The following is a 19,150-nucleotide window of genomic DNA, read 5'->3' on the forward strand; positions in this document are numbered from 1 at the left end:
CACGTTCACGCAGGCTTGCGCACGCACGCGCGGCCGGTGGGCCTCCATGCCGGGGGCGCCGGCGCGCGTAGGGCAGGGGGCAAGAGATGAGAAGGCACCTGAAGTGGGCGCTCACCATGCTGGTGTGTGCGGCGGCACCCGTCTGGGCGGCGAGTGCACCGGAGGTCGAGGAGGGGGTGGAGGGCGTGGCCTCGGAGGCGCGGCTCGGGGATCACAGCGACTTCATCCCGGATGCGGACAGCACGCGCCGGGCGCTGCTGCGCGAGCAGGCGCTGAAGGAGAAGCTCGCGGGCCGCGCGCAGGGCCGCGTGCACGAGGTGGCCAAGGGCCAGTTCGTGGAGCTCTCGCTCGAGCGCAACGACCGCGTCTTCGTCATCCTCGCGGAGTTCGGCGACCAGATCCACCCCACCTACGGCGGCAGCCCCGGCCCGCTGCACAACAGCATCGCGCAGCCGAACCGGCAGACGGACAACTCCACCATCTGGCAGGCGGACTACAGCAGCGCGCACTACCGCGACCTCTACTTCTCGAGCGCTCCGGGCGCGGACTCGATGGTGAACTTCTTCCGCTCGCAGTCGAGCGGGCGCTACACCATCAACGGCCAGGTCACCGAGTGGGTGAAGGTGCCGTACAACGAGGCGCGCTACGGCAACAACCGCTGCGGCTCCACCGTGTGCAGCACCGTCTGGCTCCTGGTGAATGACGCCATCGACCGGTGGACGGCGGACCAGCTGGCCTCGGGCAAGACGCCCGCGGAGGTGAGCGCGTACCTCGCGACCTTCGATCAATGGGACCGCAACGACTACGACCACGACGGCAACTTCGACGAGCCGGACGGCTACATCGACCACTTCCAGATCGTCCACGCCGGCGTGGGCGAGGAGACCGGCGGCGGCGCGCAGGGCACCAACGCCATCTGGAGCCACCGCTGGAGCGTGGGCAACATCGGCGACGGCGCCGGTCCCGCGTACAACCCCCGCACCGGCGCGCGCTTCGGCGGGCTGAACATGTGGGTGCGCGACTACACCATCCAGCCGGAGAACGGCGGCCTCGGCGTGTTCGCGCACGAGTACACGCACGACCTCGGCATCCCGGACCAGTACGACACCAGCAACGCGGCCGACAACGGCACCGGCTTCTGGACCCTCATGTCCGCAGGCAGCTACCTCGGCGACGGCACCGTGGACATCGGCTCGCGCCCCGGCGACCTCTTCGCGTGGGACAAGTTCCAGCTCGGCTGGCTGAACTACGAGACCGCCGAGGCCGGCGTGCGCAGCACCCACAAGCTGGGCCCCGCCGAGGCCAACACGAAGAAGGCGCAGGCGGTGGTGGTCACCCTGCCGCCCAAGGCGGGCACCCCCATCCCCACCACGCCCGCCTTCGCCGGCAGCTACAGCTGGTTCGGCGGCCGCGGCAACAACGTGGACTCGCGCATGACGCGCACGCTCGCGCTGCCCGCGGCCGCGAGCATCCAGCTGCAGCTGATGACCGCGTACGACATCGAGGAGGACTGGGACTACGCCTACGTGAGCGTCTCCACGGACGGCGGCGCCACCTTCGCGAACCTGCCGAGCTCCATCACCCGCAACACCAACCCCAACGCGCAGAACTTCGGCAACGGCATCACCGGCACCTCTCCGGGCTGGGTGCCGGCGACCTTCGACCTCACCCCGTACGCGGGCCGCACGGTGCAGCTGCGGCTGCGCTACTGGACGGACGGCGCGGCGGTGCAGAACGGCTTCCAGGTGGACGCGCTCGCGGTGGTGGCGGACGGCGCCACCGTCTTCAGCGACGGCGCGGAGACGAGCCCCAACGGCTGGACGCTCGCGGGCTTCGGCCAGGCCGGCAGCACCTTCACGCCCACCACCGCCCACTACTACTTCGCCGAGTTCCGCCAGTACCGCGACTACGACGCGAGCCTGCAGACGGGTCCCTACAACTTCGGCTTCAGCGCGGCGGGGCTGCCCAACTACGTGGAGCACTACCCGTACCAGGACGGCCTGCTCATCTCGTACTGGGACCTCTCGCAGTCGAACAACAACGTGAGCTCGCACCCGGGCCAGGGCCGCATCCTGCCCGTGGACGCGCACCCGCAGCCGCTCTTGCGCGCGAACGGGGTGCCCTGGAGCGGGCGCGTGCAGAACTACGACGCGCCCTTCGGCCTCGAGGCCACGGACCCCATCAGCCTCAACACCAACGGCGTGGGCCGCAGCGACTTCCCGTCGCTGCCCGCGGTGCCCACCTTCGATGACCGCCAGGACTACTGGTTCCCCAGCGCGCCCTACGCCGGGACGAAGGTGCCCAGGACGGGCACCGTCATCGAGGTGATCAACACCAGCGCGCAGGGCAGCTTCATGCAGGTGCGGGTGCGCCCCGCCTCGTAGTCGCTGCGCCTGAAGGGCCGGGCTCGCGCGCGTGGGGCTAGCGCGCGAGCCCGTGCTCGGCGAGCCAGTTGCGCAGCGCGAGGAAGGCCTCCGCCCGTCCCAGCTGCGCCACGTGCCCGCCGTCGAACCAGTGCAGCGCGGGGTGCTCCCAGTGGCTCCAGAGAGCGCGCGCGTGGTGGCTGGGGATGAGCAGGTCCGCCTTGCCGGCGATGAGGAAGCGCCGCTCGCGCGGCACGAGCACGGGGCGGGCGAGCGGCGAGTGCACGCGGAACACCGCCTCCATCAGCTCGCGCGTGATGCCGGCCTCCTGCGCGCGCCCGTGCAGCCCGGAGTGCGCGCCGTGCATCCACATCACGTCCGTGAGGCAGGAGGCGGGGCTGAGCGCCGCGACGAAGGCGGGCGCGGGCTGGAGCGTGCCCAGCAGCGCCGCCGTGTAGCCGCCGAGGCTGTGGCCGAAGAGTCCCGCAGGCGCGGCGCCGCGCGCGCGCAGCCACAGCATCAGCGCATGCACGTCGTGCACTGCCTGGCCGAAGGTCTCGTTGGTGCGCACCACGTGGGGGCTGGGGAAGAGCGCCGCCGCCACGGACACGTTGCGCGGGCGGCGCCGGCCGTGGAAGGGCAGCTGCAGCAGCACCACGTCCATGCCGGCGCGCAGCCAGCGCGCCACGCCGAAGACCTCCTCTTCCAGCCGGAAGAGGCCACCGCCGAAGCCGTGGATGCACACCAGCGTGGAGCGGGGGCTGGGGCTGCGGTACCAGCGCGCGTGCACCGTGAGGTTGTCCGGGTAGCGCCCCAGCTCCGGCTCGTACTCGGGCAGGAAGGGGCGGTACGCGGAGCGGAAGCGCAGCTCCACCGTGGGCAGCAGCGGCCCCGGCGTCCAGGTCTCGCGCGCGTCCGGCAGGGAGGCGGGGCGGAAGAAGCGCTCGGGCTCGCTCAGGAGCTCCGCCTGCCCGTACGCCTCCACCAGCGCCTCCACGCGGGCGCGGGAGATCTCGAAGTCACCCAGGGGCGAGCGGTCCATCATCGCGGCGATGGCCCGGATGGCGGCGGCGTCGAACGCGGAGCCCAGCCCCCGTCCGAGCAGGGCCCGCAGCCGCCGCGGGCCCCACGAGGGCTCCACCGCTGGCTGGAATGTGACCGCCTCGCCTTGCTCCAGCAGCATCCCGCGACCCTTTCGCCCGCCATTCCCTCCTGCACTTCTGTACAGAAGGATGCGGCGCGTCGGACATCGGGGCAGCCCCGACCGCCAGTACGGTCTTGCCCCTGTGCCCACCTGGCTGGGAGCAGGGGCTCGCCAGGTCGACTGCTATTTCACCCGCAGCACCGTGAGTCCCTGCTCGGTGAGTGCGAGCACCATGGCGGGCTTGAGCCCGTCGTCCACCACGAGCTGTAACACCCGCTCGCCCGCCACGCCCTGTACCCGCGCGAGCGTGCCGTCCGGCGCGCGGCGCCACAGGCCGCGGTCCTCCGTGCCCACCAGCAGCGCGCCGTCCGGGGTGGCGGCGAGCGCGCGGATGCGCTGGGAGGGCAGGCCCTCGAGCCGCCGGTAGGCGCGCGGCGAGGGCGTGAGCTGCCACACCCCGTACTGCGCGCTGCCCAGCCAGTAGGCGCCGTCCTTCGTCTGCGCGAAGCCGCGCCAGAGGTCCATGTCCTCCTGGCTGCCCAGCGCCTCCACGTAGGTGTCCAGCTTCCAGGGCACCTTCACCAGGTCGTCCCAGTCCGCGAGTGCGGCGGGCGGGGTGACGATGCCGATCTTCCACTCGTTGCCCACCAGCACGTCGCCGTCCTGCGCGAGGCCCACCGCGTACATGTACCCGATGCGCAGCGAGCCGCTCGCGCTCTTGAAGACCGGGTGGCGGTGCGCGTTGTACTCGAGCCCGCGCACGCGGGTGACGCCGTGGTTCGTGCCCAGGTAGAGCTCGCCGCGGAAGGGGCCGCGCGTGACGCGCACGCAGGTGAGCACCGAGCGGTCCTCGTCGTAGTGCGGGTCGTTCGTGTTGCGGATGTTCAGGTGCTGCTCGAGCGCGACGTGGCCGTCCGGCTGCAGGCGCACGGCGTCCAGGTCGCCCTCGAGGAAGACGGGGTCGTTGAGGTCGTCGCGCCGCGGCTGCGCGAGGTCCGCGGCGAGGTAGCCTACGTAGGCGCGCCCCGAGCTGCCGCCGCACACCACGCTCGAGCGAAAGCCCTTCGCCGCCTGGCCCACGCCGGAGGTCCAGGTGGGCTGCGCGTCCCCGGGGCGCAGCACGCCGATGCGCGCGCCGTCCAGGAGCCAGAGGTTGCCGCCCTCGTCCAGGCCCACCGACTGCGGCGTGCCCACGGAGAACTGCTTCGAGTAGCTGAGCACCGCCTCCTGGCTCCAGGGGCCTGCGCTGTCCACCGGCACCGCGCCCTCGCCGCTGCCGTCCCCCTCGCCGCAGGCGCCGCACAGCCACGCGCCCACCAGCACCGCCCACACGCCCTTGCGCATCCCTCACCCCTCCCGGGCAGGCAGGGTCTGCACGGGACAGCTCCGCGCCCAGCGAGGGCGATGTAGGTGTTTCCAGCGCCGGACAGGTGCGTGGTAGAGGCTCGCGGCTATGAGTCCCAGTGCGAAGGAGCGGGTGCGGGTGCGCGAGGCGCGCTCCGAGGACGACGCGGCCATCGGCGAGCTGCTCGTCGCCGCGTACATCAGCCAGTACGCGAAGAAGCTGCCCGAGGTGGTCTACACCGAGGAGCGCAAGCGGGACCTGCGCGCGGTCGCCGAGAAGCGCAAGGTGGCGAGCGTGTGGGCCGCGGAGCTGGACGGCAAGGTGGTGGGCACGGTGGCGCTGTTTCCGCCCGGCGCTCCCGGAACCGAGGCGTGGCTGCCGGATGCGGCGGACCTGCGCCACCTGGGCACCGCGCCCGAGCTGCACGGGCAGGGGCTTGCGCAGCCGCTGCTCGATGCCGCGCTCGCGCAGGCGAAGGCGTGGGGTGTGAAGGCGGTGTGCCTGCACGTGCGCAAGGGCGTGGAGGGCGTGGCGCGCCTGTACATGAAGCGCGGCTTCGTGCGCGCGCCGGAGGGAGACCTCACGTACCCCACGGTGTCGCTCGAGGCCTACGTGCTGCCCATCCAGGGCTAGGCCATGGCGCGGGTGCTCTTGCGCGCGCCCGAGGCAGGTGACCGCGCGGAGCTGCTCCAGCTCGTGCGCGCGAGCAGGCAGCTGCACCGCCCCTGGGTGTACCCGCCCGCGGATGCGAAGAGCTTCGCGGCGTGGCTCGAGCGAACGCAGCGCGACGACTACGTGTCGCGCCTTGCGTGCCGGCGCGAGGACGGCGCCATCGTCGGAGTCTTCAACCTCTCGCAGCTCTTCTACGGCGGCTTTTGCAACGCGTACCTCGGCTACTGGGCCGGCGCGCCGTACGCGGGGCAGGGGTACATGCGCGAGGGGCTCGAGTTGGTGCTCGCCCAGGCCTTCGGCCCGCTGCGCCTGCACCGCGTGGAGGCGAACGTGCAGCCGGGCAATGAGCGCTCGGTGGCGCTCCTGCGCGCAGGAGGCTTTCGCGAGGAGGGCTTCAGCCCGCGTTACCTGAAGATCGGCGGACGCTGGCGAGACCACCTGCGCTTCGCCATCACGCGCGAGGACTGGCGCAGTGAACGTGGCCTCAATCGAGGACGGGGCGCAGTGACTCCTCGACGAAGGCCATGAAGGCCTTCACCCGGTGCGGCAGGTTGCGCCGGTGCGGGTAGACGAGCGACACCGGCATGGGCTCGGCGACGAGCTGGGGCAGCACCTCCACGAGCGCGCCCGAGGAGACCGCGTCTCCCACCCCGTGCACGGGCGCCTGGATGAGGCCGAGGCCCGCGAGGCACATCGCCTGGTACGCATCCGTGTTGTTCACGGTGACCACGCCGCGCATGGGCACGGTGCGGTAGGTGTCGCCGTCGAGGTACTCGAAGCCCGCGGGCCGCGTGCCCAGCGTGGCCACGTAGTGCACGAGCAAGTGCTTCTCGAGGTCCTCCACCGCGCGCGGCACGCCGTACTTCTCCAGGTAGCGCGGGCTCGCGTAGTTGCCGATGCGCAGCGCACCCAGCGGCCGCGCCACGAGGCTCGAGTCCTCCAGCGTGCCGATGCGCAGCACGCAGTCGAAGCCCTCGCGCACCGGGTCCACGCGCCGGTCGGTGAGGCTCAGCTCCAGCTCCAGCTCGGGGTGCTGCTCCAGCCACGCGGGCAGCCGCGGGATGATGGTCTTGAGCGCGAGCCTTCCCGGCATGTCCACGCGCAGCCGCCCGCGCAGGCGCTTGCCGCCGCCCTGGAACATGCCCTGCAGCTCGTCCACGTCCGCGAGCAGGTCCTTGCAGCGCTCGTAGAAGGCGCGCCCGTCCTGGGTGAGCTCCACGCGGCGCGTGGTGCGGTGCAGCAGCCGCGTGCCGAGCGAGCCCTCCAGCTGCTGCACGGCCGTGGAGATGCTCGCCTTGGGGAGGCTCAGCGCCTCCGCCGCCCGGGTGAAGCTGGCCAGCTCCGCCACCCGGACGAAGATCTCCATCGACTCGATGAGGTTCATGCGGGGCTCCTGGGGAGGGCGATTGTTCAGATTTTATGAACAGAGCAGCCAGAACGCTCCAGTTTATCGGTCGATGCTCGACCAATAGCCTTCTCCCATCCTCGCAGCACCCCGAATGGAGAACGCCATGACCCCCACTGCTCCCATTGCCCTCATCACCGGCGGCAGCCGCGGCCTCGGCCGCAACGCCGCGCTGAAGCTCGCCGAGGCGGGCACGGACGTCCTGCTCACCTACCGCTCGCGCAAGGCGGAGGCGGACGCCGTGGTCGCGGAGATCCAAAAGCTCGGCCGTCGCGCCGTCGCGCTCCCGCTGGACGTGGGCAACGTCTCCCAGTTCCCCGCCTTCGTGCAGGCGGTGCGCAGCGCGCTGAAGGAGGTCTGGGGGCGCGAGCGCTTCGACTACCTCGTGAACAACGCGGGCATCGGCGCGCACACGCCCTACACCGATGTCACCGAGGCCCAGTTCGACGAGCTGATGAACGTGCACTTCAAGGGCCCCTTCTTTCTCACCCAGGCGCTCTTGCCGCTCATCCAGGACGGCGGGCGCATCCTCAACATCTCCACGGGCCTCACGCGCTTCGCGATTCCCGGCGCCTCGGCCTACGCGGCGATGAAGGGCGCCATCGAGGTGCTCACGCGCTACCAGGCGAAGGAGCTGGGGGCGCGCGGCATCGCGGTGAACGTGCTCGCGCCGGGCGCCATCGAGACGGACTTCGGCGGCGGGCGCGTGCGCGACAACGCGCAGATGAACCAGTTCGTGGCCGCGAACACGGCGCTCGGGCGCGCAGGCGTCCCGGACGACATCGGCGGCGTCGTCGCCTCGCTGCTCTCGCCGGCCAACCGCTGGGTCAACGCGCAGCGCATCGAGGCCTCCGGCGGCATGTTCCTCTGAGCGCACAGGGGGCGCAGCCATGGCACGGGTTGCGCTCCTCCTCGTGAGCTACGTCGTGCCCTGACGCCACTGCGCCTCGAGCAGCGCATACACCGCGAGGTCGAGGAAGCGTCCATCCGGGCCCACCTCCTTGTCGCGCAGCACGCCCTCGAGCCGGAAGCCCGCGCGCTCCACCAGGCGCACCGAGGCCGTGTTGCCCGGGTCCAGCTGCGCCTCCAGGCGATGCAGCCCCATCTCCTCGAAGCCGAAGCGCACGAGCAGCGGCATCAGCTCGCGCATGTAGCCGCGGCCCCAGGCGTCGGGCACCAGCGCATAGCCCACCTCGGCGCCGCGCGCGTCCTGACGCCAGTGGTGCAGCCCCACGTAGCCGAGCGCCCGGTCTGCCCCGCGCTCCGTCACGCTCCACAGCACGCACTCGCCGCGCCGGGCCTCCTCCATGTCGCTCGCGAGCTTCGCGCGCACCTGCGGCACGCTCGAGACCGGCGCGCGCCCGCCGTGCTTCAGCGCCTCGGCGCTCGCGAAGATGTCCGCGAGCGCCTCGGCGTCCTCCAGCTGCGTCGCGCGCAGGCGCAGGCGCGCGCTGAGGCGCTCAGGGGCGGGGAGGATGACGCGGCGGGTAGGGCTCACGGCGCGCGGTACACCTCGCGGCCTGCCGTGGCGACGAGCCGCACGCTCGCGCCCACGAGCTGCTGCGCGGGCGCATCCACCGGGTCCACCGAGAGCGCGACGAAGTCCGCATCCATCCCGGGCTCGAGCCGCCCGCGCTTGTCCTCCGCGAACGAGGCGTAGGCCGCGCCCGTGGTGAAGCCCGCGAGCGCCTCCTCTCCCGTGAGCCGCTGCTCGGGGAGCCAGCCGCCCTTGGGGTTGCCCTGCGCATCCTGCCGCGTGCGCGCGGCGTACAGGCCGGGGATGACGTCCGGGCGCTCCACGGGGAAGTCGCTGCCCAGCGCGAGCGGCGCACCGGCCGCCTTGAGGCGCTGCCACGCGTAGGCGCCGGCGAGCCGCGCGTGGCCCACGCGGTCCTCGGCCCAAGGCATGTCGCTCGTCGCGTGCGTGGGCTGCACGCTCGCGATGAAGCCGTCCCTCCCCAGCCGGTCGATGTCCTCGAGCCGCATGATCTGCGCGTGCTCCACGCGGTGGCGCAGGTTGCGGGTGTGGGTGTCGTCCGCGGCGCGGGTGAGCACGTCGAGCACGAGGGTGTTCGCGCGGTCGCCGATGGCGTGCGTGGCCACCTGGAAGCCGCGGGCCATGAAGGCGCGGGCGCGCTTGTCGTACTCCTCGGGGGAGATGACCAGCAGGCCGCGCTCGCCGGGCGCATCGCTGTAGGGCTCGTGCAGGGCGGCGCCGCGGCTGCCCAGCGCGCCGTCCATCGTGAACTTCACCGCGCGCATCGTGAGCAGGTGCCCCTGCTGCGGGCCCAGCTGCAGGAAGGCGTCCTTGTCCTGCCCGCGCCCGTCCGCCATCACGTACACGCGCAAGGGGAGCTTGCCGGCCGCATCCAGCCGCTGCAGCACCCGGTAGTCCGCGAGGCTCATCCCCGCGTCGTGCACGCCGGTGAGGCCCGCCTCGGCGCAGTGCTGCAGGGCGGCGAGCATGCGCGCCTCGCGCTGCGCGTCGGTGGGCTCGGGAATCGCGCGGTAGACGAGGCCCATGGCGTTGTCCACGAGCACGCCGGTGGGCTCGCCGTCCGGGCCGCGCAGGATGCGGCCACCCTCGGGGTCCTTCGTGTCGCGGGTGATGCCGGCGCGCCGCAGCGCCTCGCCGTTCACCCACAGCGCGTGCCCGTCGATGCGGCCCATGGCCACCGGCGTGTGCGGCAGGCGCGCGTCCAGCTCCGCGCGGCCGGGGAAGGCGCGCGTGGGCCAGTCGTTCTGGTCCCAGCCGCGGCCCACCCGCCACTCGCCCTGCGAGGCGCTCGCAGGCGCGTCGAAGATGCGCGCGAGCGCCTCCTCGAGCGAGGCCGTGCCCTCCAGCTGCACGCCCACCAGGCTCCCGCCCAGCGCGCTCAGGTGGCCGTGCGCGTCCGTGAGGCCGGGCACCAGCGTGGCCGGGCCCAGGTCCACCACGCGCGCGCCCTCGCCCGCGGCCTTCAGCACGTCTGCGCGCGAGCCCACCGCGAGCAGCTTCTCGCCGCGCACCGCGAGCGCCGCGGCGAGCGGGTGCGCGGGGTCCAGCGTGCGCACGCGCGCGGCGACGTACACCGTCACGGGGCCCGTGGCCTCGGCCGGGGCCGCGGCCGCAGCCTGAGGGGAGGGCGCTGCCGCATGGCGCGCACAGGCGCCGAGCGCGAGCAGCAGCGGCAGCAGGGTGAGGCGGACGGAGGGGCGCATTCAGGGGCTCCCGGACGTGAAGGGGAGGGGGACTCTCGCGCAGCCGCGCGGTGCAAGGGAACCCCGAAAGCAGCAGGGGGCGCGGCGCCTCGCGGCCCCGCGCCCCCTGGAACTTCGCTAATGCAGAGGAACTAGCTGCGCTGCTTCGCGGCCTCGGCCTTCTGCTCCACCTTCTGCTGGTTCGCCTGCGGCACGTCGATGTGCAGCTGCACGCGGCGGTTCTTCGCGCGGCCCTCGGCGGTGGCGTTGTCCGCCACGGGCTGCAGCTCGCCGGCGCCGGCGGTCGCAATCTGCTCGCTCTTCACGCCGCGGCTCAGCAGCACCTGGGCCACCGCGTCCGCGCGCTTGAGCGAGAGCTGCTTGTTGTACTCGTCCGAGCCGGTGCTGTCGGTGTGGCCGGCGACCTGGATGCGGTCCTCCGGGTACTTCACGAGCACGTCCGCGAGCTCGTTCACGCTCTGCATCGCCTGCGGGCTGAGCGTGGCGCTGTTGGTCGCGAAGAGCAGGTCGCCCGGCATCTTCACCACGATGGCGCCGTCCTGGGTGCGCTCCACCGGGAGGTTGGCCTTCTCCAGCTCCTGGGCCTGCTTGTCCAGGTAGTTGCCCACTGCGCCGCCGGCGACCGCGCCCGCGGCCGCGCCGATCGCGGCGCCGCCCCAGCCCTTGCCGATCAGCGCACCGGCGCCCGCGCCCACGATGGCGCCCGCACCCGCGCCCACCGCGGTGCGCTTGCCCGGCGTCGCACAGCCGGCGCCCATCATCGAGAGAACCAGGGCCGAGGCCACCACCGACTTCGTCTTGAGAACCTTCATCGAACTTCCTCCAATGGGTTCAGGCGTCGTCACCTGAGTTGGTCGTGCCGCTTAGAAGCCCCGGAGCGGCGCCGCATTCAATGCGTCCGGATGCTTTCTCGAGCTCCCCTGCCTGCTGGCCGCCCCACGGGGGACCGGGCCGGAGGGGAGCGCCGCTCCGAAGTTGCCGCAGCACGTTACCCGGCCCGGGGCGCGCTGGGGCCAGAACTCGTGCAGGGCAGGCGCCCGGGGGAGCCCCCGTCCGGCGTCCGACACCGCGCCTGGATGTCGGACGTCATCCGACATGGTGCGCACGAGGGGAGATGCCTCTGCTGCGGCGCGGCGGGGCGGTGTTAAAGCAGCCGGACACCGCCATGAGCTCCCTTCCCGCCCGCTTCCGTGGAACCGACACCTACCTGAGCAGTGAGGGCCTGCAGGCGGCCGTCAACTGCGCGCTCGTGCTGCAGCGGCCCCTGCTGGTGAAGGGGGAGCCGGGCACGGGCAAGACGCAGCTCGCGGAGGCCGTGGCCAGGAGCCTCGGCGCGCGGCTGCTCACCTGGCACGTGAAGAGCACCACGCGCGCGCAGGACGGCCTCTACGTCTACGACACCGTGCAGCGCCTCTACGACTCGCGCTTCGGCGACGGGGACGTGCGCGACATCCGCCGCTACATCAAGTACGGCCCGCTCGGGGAGGCCTTCGCCTCGAAGGAGCGCGTGGTGCTGCTCATCGACGAGGTGGACAAGGCGGACCTCGAGTTCCCCAACGACCTGCTCCACGAGCTGGACCGGATGCGCTTCCGCATCACCGAGACGGACGAGGAGGTGGTGGCGCACGAGCGCCCGGTCGTCATCATCACCAGCAACAACGAGAAGGAGCTGCCGGACGCCTTCCTGCGCCGCTGCGTCTTCCACTTCATCGACTTCCCGGACGTGCACCTCATGCGCCGCATCGTGGGCGTGCACCACCCGGACCTGGACGAGGCGCTCGCGAAGCAGGCGCTGGAGGTCTTCTACGAGCTGCGCGGCTTCACCCGGCTGCGCAAGCGCCCCAGCACCAGCGAGCTCATCGACTGGATCGCCGTGCTGCGCGCGAGCGGCGTGAAGAGCCTGCAGCTGGAGGAGAACCTCCCCTTCCTGGGAGCGCTGCTCAAGAAGGAGCAGGACCTCATCGCTGTGGGCGAGGCCTTCCGCGGCGGCCGGCGCAACCGGGCCTGAGGGGGAGCGCGCACCCGTGTTCCTGCCCTTCCTCTACCGGCTGCGGACCGCGGGCGTGAGCGTGGGCGCCCAGGAGGCGCTCGCGCTCGCCGGCGCGCTGCAGGCGGGCCTGCACGACAGCAGCCTCGAGGGCTTCTACCACGTGGCGCGCGCGCTCCTCGTGCACTCGGAGGCCCAGCTGGACCTCTTCGACGCGGCCTTCCTCGCCCACTTCCAGGGCGCCGAGGGCGCGGGCCTGCAGCTCACCCGCGAGCTGCTCGACTGGCTGAAGGAGGCCAAGGCGCGGCGCGACCTGAGCGAGGAGGAGCGCGCGCTGCTCGAGCACCTCGACGCGGAGACGCTGGAGCGGATGTTTGAGGAGCGCTTGCGCGAGCAGACCGAGCGCCACGACGGTGGCACGCGGTGGATCGGCACCGGCGGCGCGAGCCCCTTCGGCCACGGCGGCCACGCGCGCGAGGGCTTCCGGGTGGGCGGGGAGAAGGGCGAGCACCGGAGCGCGCTGCGGCAGGCCGGGGAGCGGCGCTACGCCGCGTACCGCGACGACCTGGTGCTGGACACGCGCCAGCTCGCGGTGGCGCTGCGCAAGCTGCGCGCGTTTGCCCGCGAGGGCCAGCCGGACGAGCTGGACGTGGAGGGGAGCATCGCGGCCACCGCGAAGAACGCGGGCGAGCTGGAGGTGGTGACGCGCCCGCCGCGCCGGCCCAACACGCGCGTGGTGCTCCTGATGGACGTGGGCGGCAGCATGGACCCCTACGCGAGCCTGGTGGGGCGGCTGTTCAGCGTGGCCAAGGCGGCGACCCACTTCAAGGAGCTGCGCACCTACTACTTCCACAACTGCGTGTACGGCCGGCTCTACGAGACGCCGCACCTCACCGGCGGCACCACCGTGCCGCAGTTGATCGCGGACGTGGGGCGCCACCACAAGCTCATCCTCGTGGGGGACGCGCTGATGGCGCCCTACGAGCTGTACATGACCACCACCGCGCAGGGGCACTACGACCGCAGCGAGGGGCTCGAGGGCGTGGGCTGGCTCGGGCAGCTCGCGGGCCACTTCGAGCGCAGCGCGTGGCTCAACCCGGAGCCCCCGCGCGGCTGGCACCACCCGACCATCCAGGCCGTCCGCCAGGTCTTCTCCATGTTCCCGCTCACCGCGGAGGGCCTCGGCGAGGCGGTCTCCCACCTCACGCGAGGCCGCACGGTCAAGCAGAGATAACTGCAACCCGATTGCGTCAACGTCCCCTCTCCCCCTGGAAGAGGGCAAGTAACCCCTTGCCCAGTGGCCCTTGCCGTGCAACCTCTGGCGCCATGAGCGCAGAGACCACCGGCATCCAGTTTCCCGCGGACACAGAGGGCCGCCGCAGCACGACCGCAACGTCGAAATCGATCTTCGCCACTGCGCTCGAAGCCGCGAGCCCCGAGGCCGCCCAGGCGCTGCGCGACGAGGCGCAGTGGCGCCAGCAGTACCCGCGCCACCTGCGCGCCCTCACGGAGCTCTCGCTCGAGAAGCCCGAGGCCGCCCTCGCCACGGCGAAGGCCGGCCTGGACGCCGCCTGGCGCAGCTTCGAGTTCGTGCGCGATGGGAACGCCCGCCCGCTCGCAGACGCGATGGCCGCGCCCACCCCGGGCGCCCTGCGCACGGTGACGCTGGAGGGGCGCGAGCGCTCGGCACCGCCGCGCTGGTGGGTGCCCTACCGGGGCCAGAGGCTGGAGGGCGCGGTGCTGCTGCAGCAGCTGGACGCCTGGGAGCGCCGGGGCGTGCTCGAGCCCAGCCACGCCGAGGCGCTGCGCCAGGTGCAGGGGCACCCGGAGTGGTTGGATCTCTCGGACCGAACCTTCGCGCTGCTGGGCGCGGCGGCCGAGGCGGGCCCCTTCCGCTGGCTGATGCGCTGGCGCGCGAACGTGGTGGCGGTGGACCTGCAGCGCCCCCGGACCTGGGAGCGCCTCGTGCAGGACGCGCTCGAGGGCAACGGCCGGCTCCTCGCGCCGCTCGCCGCCTCCGCGCCCGCGGCCGCCGATGCCTCCGCGTGGGCGCCGCTCGCCGGCGCGGACCTGCTCACCCAGACGCCCGAGCTCGCCGCGTGGCTCGGCTCGCTCGGGGTGGACCTGGACGTGGCCGCGCTCGCGTACCTGGACGGGGAGAAGCACGCGCGCGTCGCGGTGGCGATGGACGCCATCGGCGTCGCGCTCGCCCGCGCGCGCCCCGGCACCAGCCTGGCCTTCATGGCCACGCCCACGGACCTCTTCGCGGTGCCCGGCGACGTCGCGCGCAGCGTGCAAGCGGCCTTCGCCGAGCGCTCGGCGCCCGCGCGCCTCGCACAGGCCGGTGCGCGCCTGGCGAGCGCGGGCCGGCTCTTCCAGCCCAATGCAGGCAGGCTCGTGCGCAGCAGCACGGGCACGGAGTACGGCACGGTGGACTGCCTCGTGCTCGAGCAGGGGCCGAGCTACGCGCTGGCGAAGCGGCTGCAGCAGTGGCGCGCGGTGGTGGCGCGCAGTGAGGGGCGCACGGTGTCCATCAACGTCGCGCCCTCGAGCGCCACGCACTCGGTGACGAAGAACCCGCTCCTCGCGGCGGCCTTCCGCGGCGCGGGCACCTTCGGCGTGGAGGTGTTCCACCCCGAGACGACCAACGCGCTGATGGCGGCGCTCTGGGTGCACGACCTGCGCAACCCGCGCTCCGCCGCGCACCCGGACGTGGCGCTGCAGCACCCGCTCGAGCTGCTGATGCGGGGGGCGAACCACGGCGGCATGTGGCGGCTGCCGTGGCTGCCGCGCTCGGTGCTGCCGCTCGCGGCGCTGCTCGGCTTCACCCGCCGCCCGTCCTGGCAGGCCTAGGTCCGAGGAGCCCGCGAGATGAACACCCCCGAGACCACGGTCGATCTCCCCGCGCTGCCACCCATGGGCGCACAGCTGCTGCGCACCGCGCTCCCCCGCCGCCGCGCACGAGGAGAGGGACTTCCGCAGGCGACGCTGCGGGTGCAGGGCGTGCGCCCGGACGCCGCGGCGCTCGCGCGCTACCGCGCGGTGTGCGGCTTCGACGCGGACGGCTTCCTGCCCATCACCTATCCGCAGGTGCTCGCCACGCCCCTGCACCTCGCGCTGATGGGGCGGCCGGACTTCCCCTATCCGGTGATGGGGCTCGTCCACGTGCGCAACCACATCCGCCAGCAGCGCCGGCTCCCGGAGGGCGCAGCGCTCGGCGTCTCGGTGCACTTCGAGGCCCGGCGCGAGGTGGCGGCCGGCGTGGAGCTGGACCTGCGCACGCGCGTGGAGTGCGAGGGCGCACCCGCCTGGGAGGCGCTCACCACGATGCTGCGCAGGTCTCTCCAGCGCGGCGGCGGCAAGACCGAGCGCAAGCCCTCGCCGGAGGCCGGCGCGGACGCCTTTGCCCAGAGCCGTCCCGCGGCGTGGCGGGTGCCCGCGGACACGGGGCGCCGCTACGGGCGCGCCTCGGGGGACTACAACCCCATCCACCTCACGGCGCTCACCGCGCGGCCCTTCGGCTTCCCGCGCGCCATCGCGCACGGCATGTGGACGCTCGCGCGCTGCGTGGCGGAGCTGGGCGAGGCGGCGCAGGCGGACGCGCTGACGCTGGACGTGGGCTTCCGCCGCCCGCTGCTGCTCCCCTCGGAGGTGACCTTCCAGACGCGTCGCGAGGGCGCTGCGGTGCACTTCCGCGTCTCATCCTCGGAGGGCAAGCCGCACCTGCAAGGAAGCCTCACCTGAGAAGGGCTGTTTTCTCATCGTCTTGACTTGTTATTATCCTACAGTAATAACAAGCTCCATGACCGCGGAAGAAGAGCTCGTCGCGCTGGGCTTCACCGAGTCCGAGGCGCGCGTGTACTGCGAGCTGCTGCGCGGGGCACCGGCTACCGGCTACCGGCTCGCGCAGGCGCTGGGCAAGGCGCCGCCGGCCATCTACCAGGCGCTCGCCGCGCTCGAGCAGCGGGGCGCGGTGCTGGTGGACGAGGGCGAGGCGCGCTCCTTCCGCCCGGTCCCGCCGGACGAGGTGCTCGCGGCGCTGCGCAGCCGCTTCGAGTCCCGCCAGCGCACGGCCGCGGCGGCGCTCGAGAAGCTGCACGCGCCGGCGCAGGACGACCGCATCTACCACCTGAAGACGGCGGCGCAGGTCTTCGAGCGGGCGCGGGCGATGCTCGCGCGCGCAAGGGAGGTGGTGCTCTTCGACCTCTTCCCCGCGCCCTACGACGTGCTGGCCCCCGCGCTGGTGGAAACGAGCGGGCGGCGCGTGGCCATCGCGGGACGCGTCTATGCCGAGGTGCCCGCCGCGCCCTTCATCCAGGTGTGCAGCCCGGACGCGGCCTTCATCCGCGAGCGCTGGCCGGGCGCGCAGCTGACGCTGGTGGTGGACGCGCGCGAGCTCCTCGTGGCGCTGCTCGCCGAGGACGGCGCGCAGGTGCGCCACGCGATGTGGAGCGACAGCGTGTACCTCTCGTGCCTGCAGCACAGCGGGCTCTCCGCCGAGCTGCAGGTGCACGCGCCCCCGGCCGAGCGCGCGAGGCTCGCGAAGACCTTCTCCGTCCTCACCGGCCGCCCGCCGGGGCTGCGCGAGCTCGTCGGGCTTCCCAAGTCCAGGTCCAAGTCAGGAGCGTCCCGATGAAGCGCCTTGCCCTCGTCCTGCTGCTGCTCTTCGTCGCCCTCCCCGGTGCGGCCCATGCCGCGGACCCGGCCGCGGAGCTGCTCGCGCGCCACCTCGCCTGGCGGGGAGGGCCCGCCTACGCGCGGCTGAAGAGCGTGCACCGCCAGGGGCAGCTCTCGCTGGGCGGGCTGAGCGGGAAGCTGGAGACGTGGAGCCTGCGCGACGGGCGGCTGCGCGAGGACACGGACTTGGGCGTTCTGCGCGGCTCGCGCGCCTTCACGCCGAAGTCAGGCTGGAGCGTGAACGCGAGCGGCCAGCTGGAGGACGTGGCGGCCACGGACATGCGCGATGCGCGCCACCAGCTCGCGCTCGAGTTCGGCGAGGCGCTGCGCGGGCACGGCGGAGCCCGGGCGCAGTTGCTGCCGGACGAGCCGCGTGACGGGCGCAGCTGGAAGGTGGTGCGCATCACCTTCTCCGGCCCCGGGGACGAGGACCGCTACGACCTCTTCCTCGACGCGGGCAGCGGCGCGCTGCACGGCGTGCGCATCCGCGAGGACCAGCGCACGCGCTTTGTGCGGCTGGGCGACTGGCGCGAGGTGGAGGGCGTGCGCATGGCCTTCCTCGAGGAGGTGTTCGACGAGCACCCGGACGGCAACACCCGCACGGTGCTGGAGCAGGTGGAGCTGAACGCGCAGCCGCCCGCGGGGCTCTTCGAGCGCCCGAAGGAGGCGGAGCGCAAGGTGCGCTTTGCCGAGGGGCGCCACAGCACGGGCTTCCTGCCCTTCGAGTTCTTCAACGAGAACCGCGTCTACATCCCGGCGAAGGTGAACGGGCGCGACACGCAGGTGCTCCTGGACAGCGGCGCGGAGATGACGGTGGTGGACGCGGGCTACGCGCGCGAGCTGGGGCTCGCGGCGCAGGGCACGCTGCCGGCGGTGGGCAGCGGCGGGCAGGACCGCGCGCAGCTGGCGGCGGGCGTGGACATCCTGCTCGGGGACCTGCAGCTGAAGGGGCTCACGGTGGCGATCATCGACCTGGCGCAGGTGGCGAAGGAGATCGGCCACCCGCTGCCGGTGGTGCTGGGCAAGGAGGCCTTCAACCAGCTCGTGGTGGACGTGGACTTCCCCAACCGGCGCATCGCCTTCCACGAGCCCCGCGGCTTCCAGGCGCCTGCGGGCGCGGTGAAGGTGCCGCTGAAGGAGTCCACGGGCGGGATGCGCGAGGTGCAGATCTCGGTGGAGGGGCGGCCCCCGGTGCCGGTGCTCTTCGACGTGGGCAACGGCGGCGCGCTCTCGCTCTACGCGGCGTACTGGAAGCGCGCGGGCCTGCTCGAGGGGCGGCGCCACTCGCGCACGCTCTCGGGCGCCGTGGGTGGGCTGCAGGAGCGCGACGTGGCGGTGCTCGGCACGGTGAGGCTCGCGGGCGTCACCTTCCACGACGTGCCCACGGTGTTCGACGGCGAGGACCAGTCGGTGTCCAGCTCCTCGCGCAACCTGGGCAACCTCGGGCTGCAGGTGCTGGGGCGCTTCCGGATGATCACCGACTACGCGCGCGACACGATGCTGCTGGTGCCGGACGCGCGCGCGGTGGCGCGCCCCTTCGACAAGGACCGCGCGGGGCTCGCGCTGCTGCCGCACGGCGAGTACCTGGAGGTGCTGCTGGTGTCGCCCGGGAGCCCCGCGGCCGCGGCGGGCTGGAAGAAGGGCGAGCGGGTGGTGGCGATCGACGGCCAGCGCGTGGCGCAGGGCTACAGCGGCACGCCGCTCGCCAAGTGGCGCTACGCCCCCGCGGGGAAGCAGGTGAGCCTCACGCTCGCGGACGGCACCACCCGCTCCCTGACGCTGCAGGACTACTACTGAGCAATGCTCCCTCTCCCTCTGGGAGAGGGCCGGGGTGAGGGATTGCTACCCCAGCAGCCGTGCAACCCTGAGCTGCGCCCGCGCCCAGGAGAAGAGGGAGCACGCCGTCAGCGCAGCATGGCCTCGAGCCGCTGCATCTCGGCGGGCGTGAGCACGGGCGCGAGGTAGTCGATGAGCGCCCAGGGATCGGTGAAGGCACGCCGCGAGGCGTTGTGCGTCTTCTCGATGAGGTCCGCGTACAGCTGCGCGAAGGGGGTGCGCGCGGTGAGCAGGTGGGCGCTGCGCTCGACGCGCGCGTTGTCGCTGCGCAGCAGCCCGAGCACCGCGGGCTGCGCATCGTCGGTGATCCGCTCCACCTTGCGCAGGTCTCCCACGGCGATCACCGGCCCGCGGACGCCCGCGCGCGCGAGCTTCTCCATGAAGCTGGAGCGAAAGGCCACGAACTCGGGGTAGGTGATGAGGCCCTCGCCGCGCGCCTCGACCAGTCGGCCGGCCTGGTGGTCCGCAGTCAGCATCGTCTCTCCGTGCAATGGGGAAGTTTGCGCACGGGAGCCTAGCG

General features: G+C 72.9%; 17 protein-coding genes. 10 read left to right on the forward strand and 7 right to left on the reverse strand.

What is annotated here, in order from left to right:
- Positions 1 to 86: 86 nt before the first annotated feature.
- A complete protein-coding gene (locus FGE12_RS13945; RefSeq protein ID WP_194797865.1) occupies positions 87 to 2,384 on the forward strand; it encodes an immune inhibitor A domain-containing protein in 2,298 nt (765 codons plus the stop codon).
- 37 nt (positions 2,385 to 2,421) lie between these two features.
- On the opposite strand, the gene FGE12_RS13950 is transcribed toward FGE12_RS13945, so the two are convergent.
- Positions 2,422 to 3,546, reverse strand: coding sequence for an alpha/beta hydrolase (locus FGE12_RS13950; protein WP_153866951.1), 1,125 nt, complete (start codon positions 3,544 to 3,546; stop codon positions 2,422 to 2,424).
- Positions 3,547 to 3,690: 144 nt separating this feature from the next.
- Positions 3,691 to 4,851: a hypothetical protein gene (locus tag FGE12_RS13955; RefSeq protein ID WP_153866952.1), complete on the reverse strand. Its 1,161-nt coding sequence runs from the start codon at positions 4,849 to 4,851 to the stop codon at positions 3,691 to 3,693.
- Positions 4,852 to 4,960: 109 nt separating this feature from the next.
- Between FGE12_RS13955 and FGE12_RS13960 the strand changes: the two genes are divergently transcribed.
- The gene (locus FGE12_RS13960; RefSeq protein WP_153866953.1) at positions 4,961 to 5,485 is read left to right on the forward strand and encodes a GNAT family N-acetyltransferase; all 525 of its coding nucleotides are present in this window, start codon (positions 4,961 to 4,963) and stop codon (positions 5,483 to 5,485) included.
- A gap of 3 nt (positions 5,486 to 5,488) precedes the next feature.
- Positions 5,489 to 6,052, forward strand: coding sequence for a GNAT family N-acetyltransferase (locus FGE12_RS13965; RefSeq protein ID WP_153866954.1), 564 nt, complete (start codon positions 5,489 to 5,491; stop codon positions 6,050 to 6,052).
- Here the strand turns inward: FGE12_RS13965 and FGE12_RS13970 are convergent.
- On the reverse strand, positions 6,009 to 6,908 hold the full coding sequence (locus FGE12_RS13970) for a LysR family transcriptional regulator (RefSeq protein WP_153866955.1): 900 nt from the start codon (positions 6,906 to 6,908) through the stop codon (positions 6,009 to 6,011). The two genes, FGE12_RS13965 and FGE12_RS13970, sit on opposite strands and share 44 nt — an antisense overlap.
- Before the next feature lie 127 nt (positions 6,909 to 7,035).
- Here FGE12_RS13970 and FGE12_RS13975 point away from each other — a divergent pair, with 127 nt between their 5' ends.
- Positions 7,036 to 7,800 (forward strand): SDR family NAD(P)-dependent oxidoreductase, encoded by a 765-nt coding sequence (locus FGE12_RS13975; protein ID WP_153866956.1) that lies wholly within the window; start codon positions 7,036 to 7,038, stop codon positions 7,798 to 7,800.
- 48 nt (positions 7,801 to 7,848) lie between these two features.
- Here FGE12_RS13975 and FGE12_RS30020 read toward each other — a convergent pair whose 3' ends face one another.
- The 3 genes from FGE12_RS30020 to FGE12_RS13985 form a co-directional block, all read right to left on the reverse strand.
- A complete protein-coding gene (locus tag FGE12_RS30020; RefSeq protein ID WP_194797866.1) occupies positions 7,849 to 8,427 on the reverse strand; it encodes a GNAT family N-acetyltransferase in 579 nt (192 codons plus the stop codon).
- On the reverse strand, positions 8,424 to 10,130 hold the full coding sequence (locus FGE12_RS13980) for an amidohydrolase (protein WP_194797867.1): 1,707 nt from the start codon (positions 10,128 to 10,130) through the stop codon (positions 8,424 to 8,426). Before FGE12_RS13980 ends, FGE12_RS30020 begins: the two co-directional genes overlap by 4 nt.
- 131 nt (positions 10,131 to 10,261) lie before the next feature.
- Positions 10,262 to 10,942: an OmpA family protein gene (locus FGE12_RS13985; protein ID WP_153866957.1), complete on the reverse strand. Its 681-nt coding sequence runs from the start codon at positions 10,940 to 10,942 to the stop codon at positions 10,262 to 10,264.
- A gap of 353 nt (positions 10,943 to 11,295) precedes the next feature.
- Here FGE12_RS13985 and FGE12_RS13990 point away from each other — a divergent pair, with 353 nt between their 5' ends.
- The 6 genes from FGE12_RS13990 to FGE12_RS14015 all read left to right on the forward strand — a co-directional run bounded on the left by FGE12_RS13990 (position 11,296) and on the right by FGE12_RS14015 (position 18,591).
- Positions 11,296 to 12,138 carry a MoxR family ATPase gene (locus FGE12_RS13990; RefSeq protein WP_153866958.1) on the forward strand — a complete coding sequence of 281 codons (843 nt, stop codon included), beginning with the start codon at positions 11,296 to 11,298 and terminating at the stop codon, positions 12,136 to 12,138.
- 16 nt (positions 12,139 to 12,154) lie between these two features.
- Positions 12,155 to 13,351: a VWA domain-containing protein gene (locus tag FGE12_RS13995; RefSeq protein ID WP_194797868.1), complete on the forward strand. Its 1,197-nt coding sequence runs from the start codon at positions 12,155 to 12,157 to the stop codon at positions 13,349 to 13,351.
- A gap of 92 nt (positions 13,352 to 13,443) precedes the next feature.
- Positions 13,444 to 14,970, forward strand: a complete 1,527-nt coding sequence (locus FGE12_RS14000) for a hypothetical protein (protein WP_153866960.1) — start codon at positions 13,444 to 13,446, stop codon at positions 14,968 to 14,970.
- 18 nt (positions 14,971 to 14,988) lie between these two features.
- The gene (locus FGE12_RS14005; protein ID WP_153866961.1) at positions 14,989 to 15,861 is read left to right on the forward strand and encodes a MaoC family dehydratase; all 873 of its coding nucleotides are present in this window, start codon (positions 14,989 to 14,991) and stop codon (positions 15,859 to 15,861) included.
- 58 nt (positions 15,862 to 15,919) lie between these two features.
- A complete protein-coding gene (locus tag FGE12_RS14010; protein WP_153866962.1) occupies positions 15,920 to 16,753 on the forward strand; it encodes a TrmB family transcriptional regulator in 834 nt (277 codons plus the stop codon).
- Positions 16,750 to 18,591, forward strand: coding sequence for an aspartyl protease family protein (locus FGE12_RS14015; RefSeq protein WP_153866963.1), 1,842 nt, complete (start codon positions 16,750 to 16,752; stop codon positions 18,589 to 18,591). The genes FGE12_RS14010 and FGE12_RS14015 overlap by 4 nt, the downstream gene beginning before the upstream one ends.
- Before the next feature lie 107 nt (positions 18,592 to 18,698).
- Here the strand turns inward: FGE12_RS14015 and FGE12_RS14020 are convergent, their stop codons facing one another.
- Entirely contained in the window at positions 18,699 to 19,106 is a 408-nt protein-coding gene (locus FGE12_RS14020) for a hypothetical protein (RefSeq protein ID WP_153866964.1), read from the reverse strand.
- Between the last annotated feature and the right edge of the window lie 44 nt (positions 19,107 to 19,150).

It is taken from the genome of Aggregicoccus sp. 17bor-14, from assembly GCF_009659535.1.
Taxonomy (GTDB): Bacteria; Myxococcota; Myxococcia; order Myxococcales; family Myxococcaceae; genus Aggregicoccus.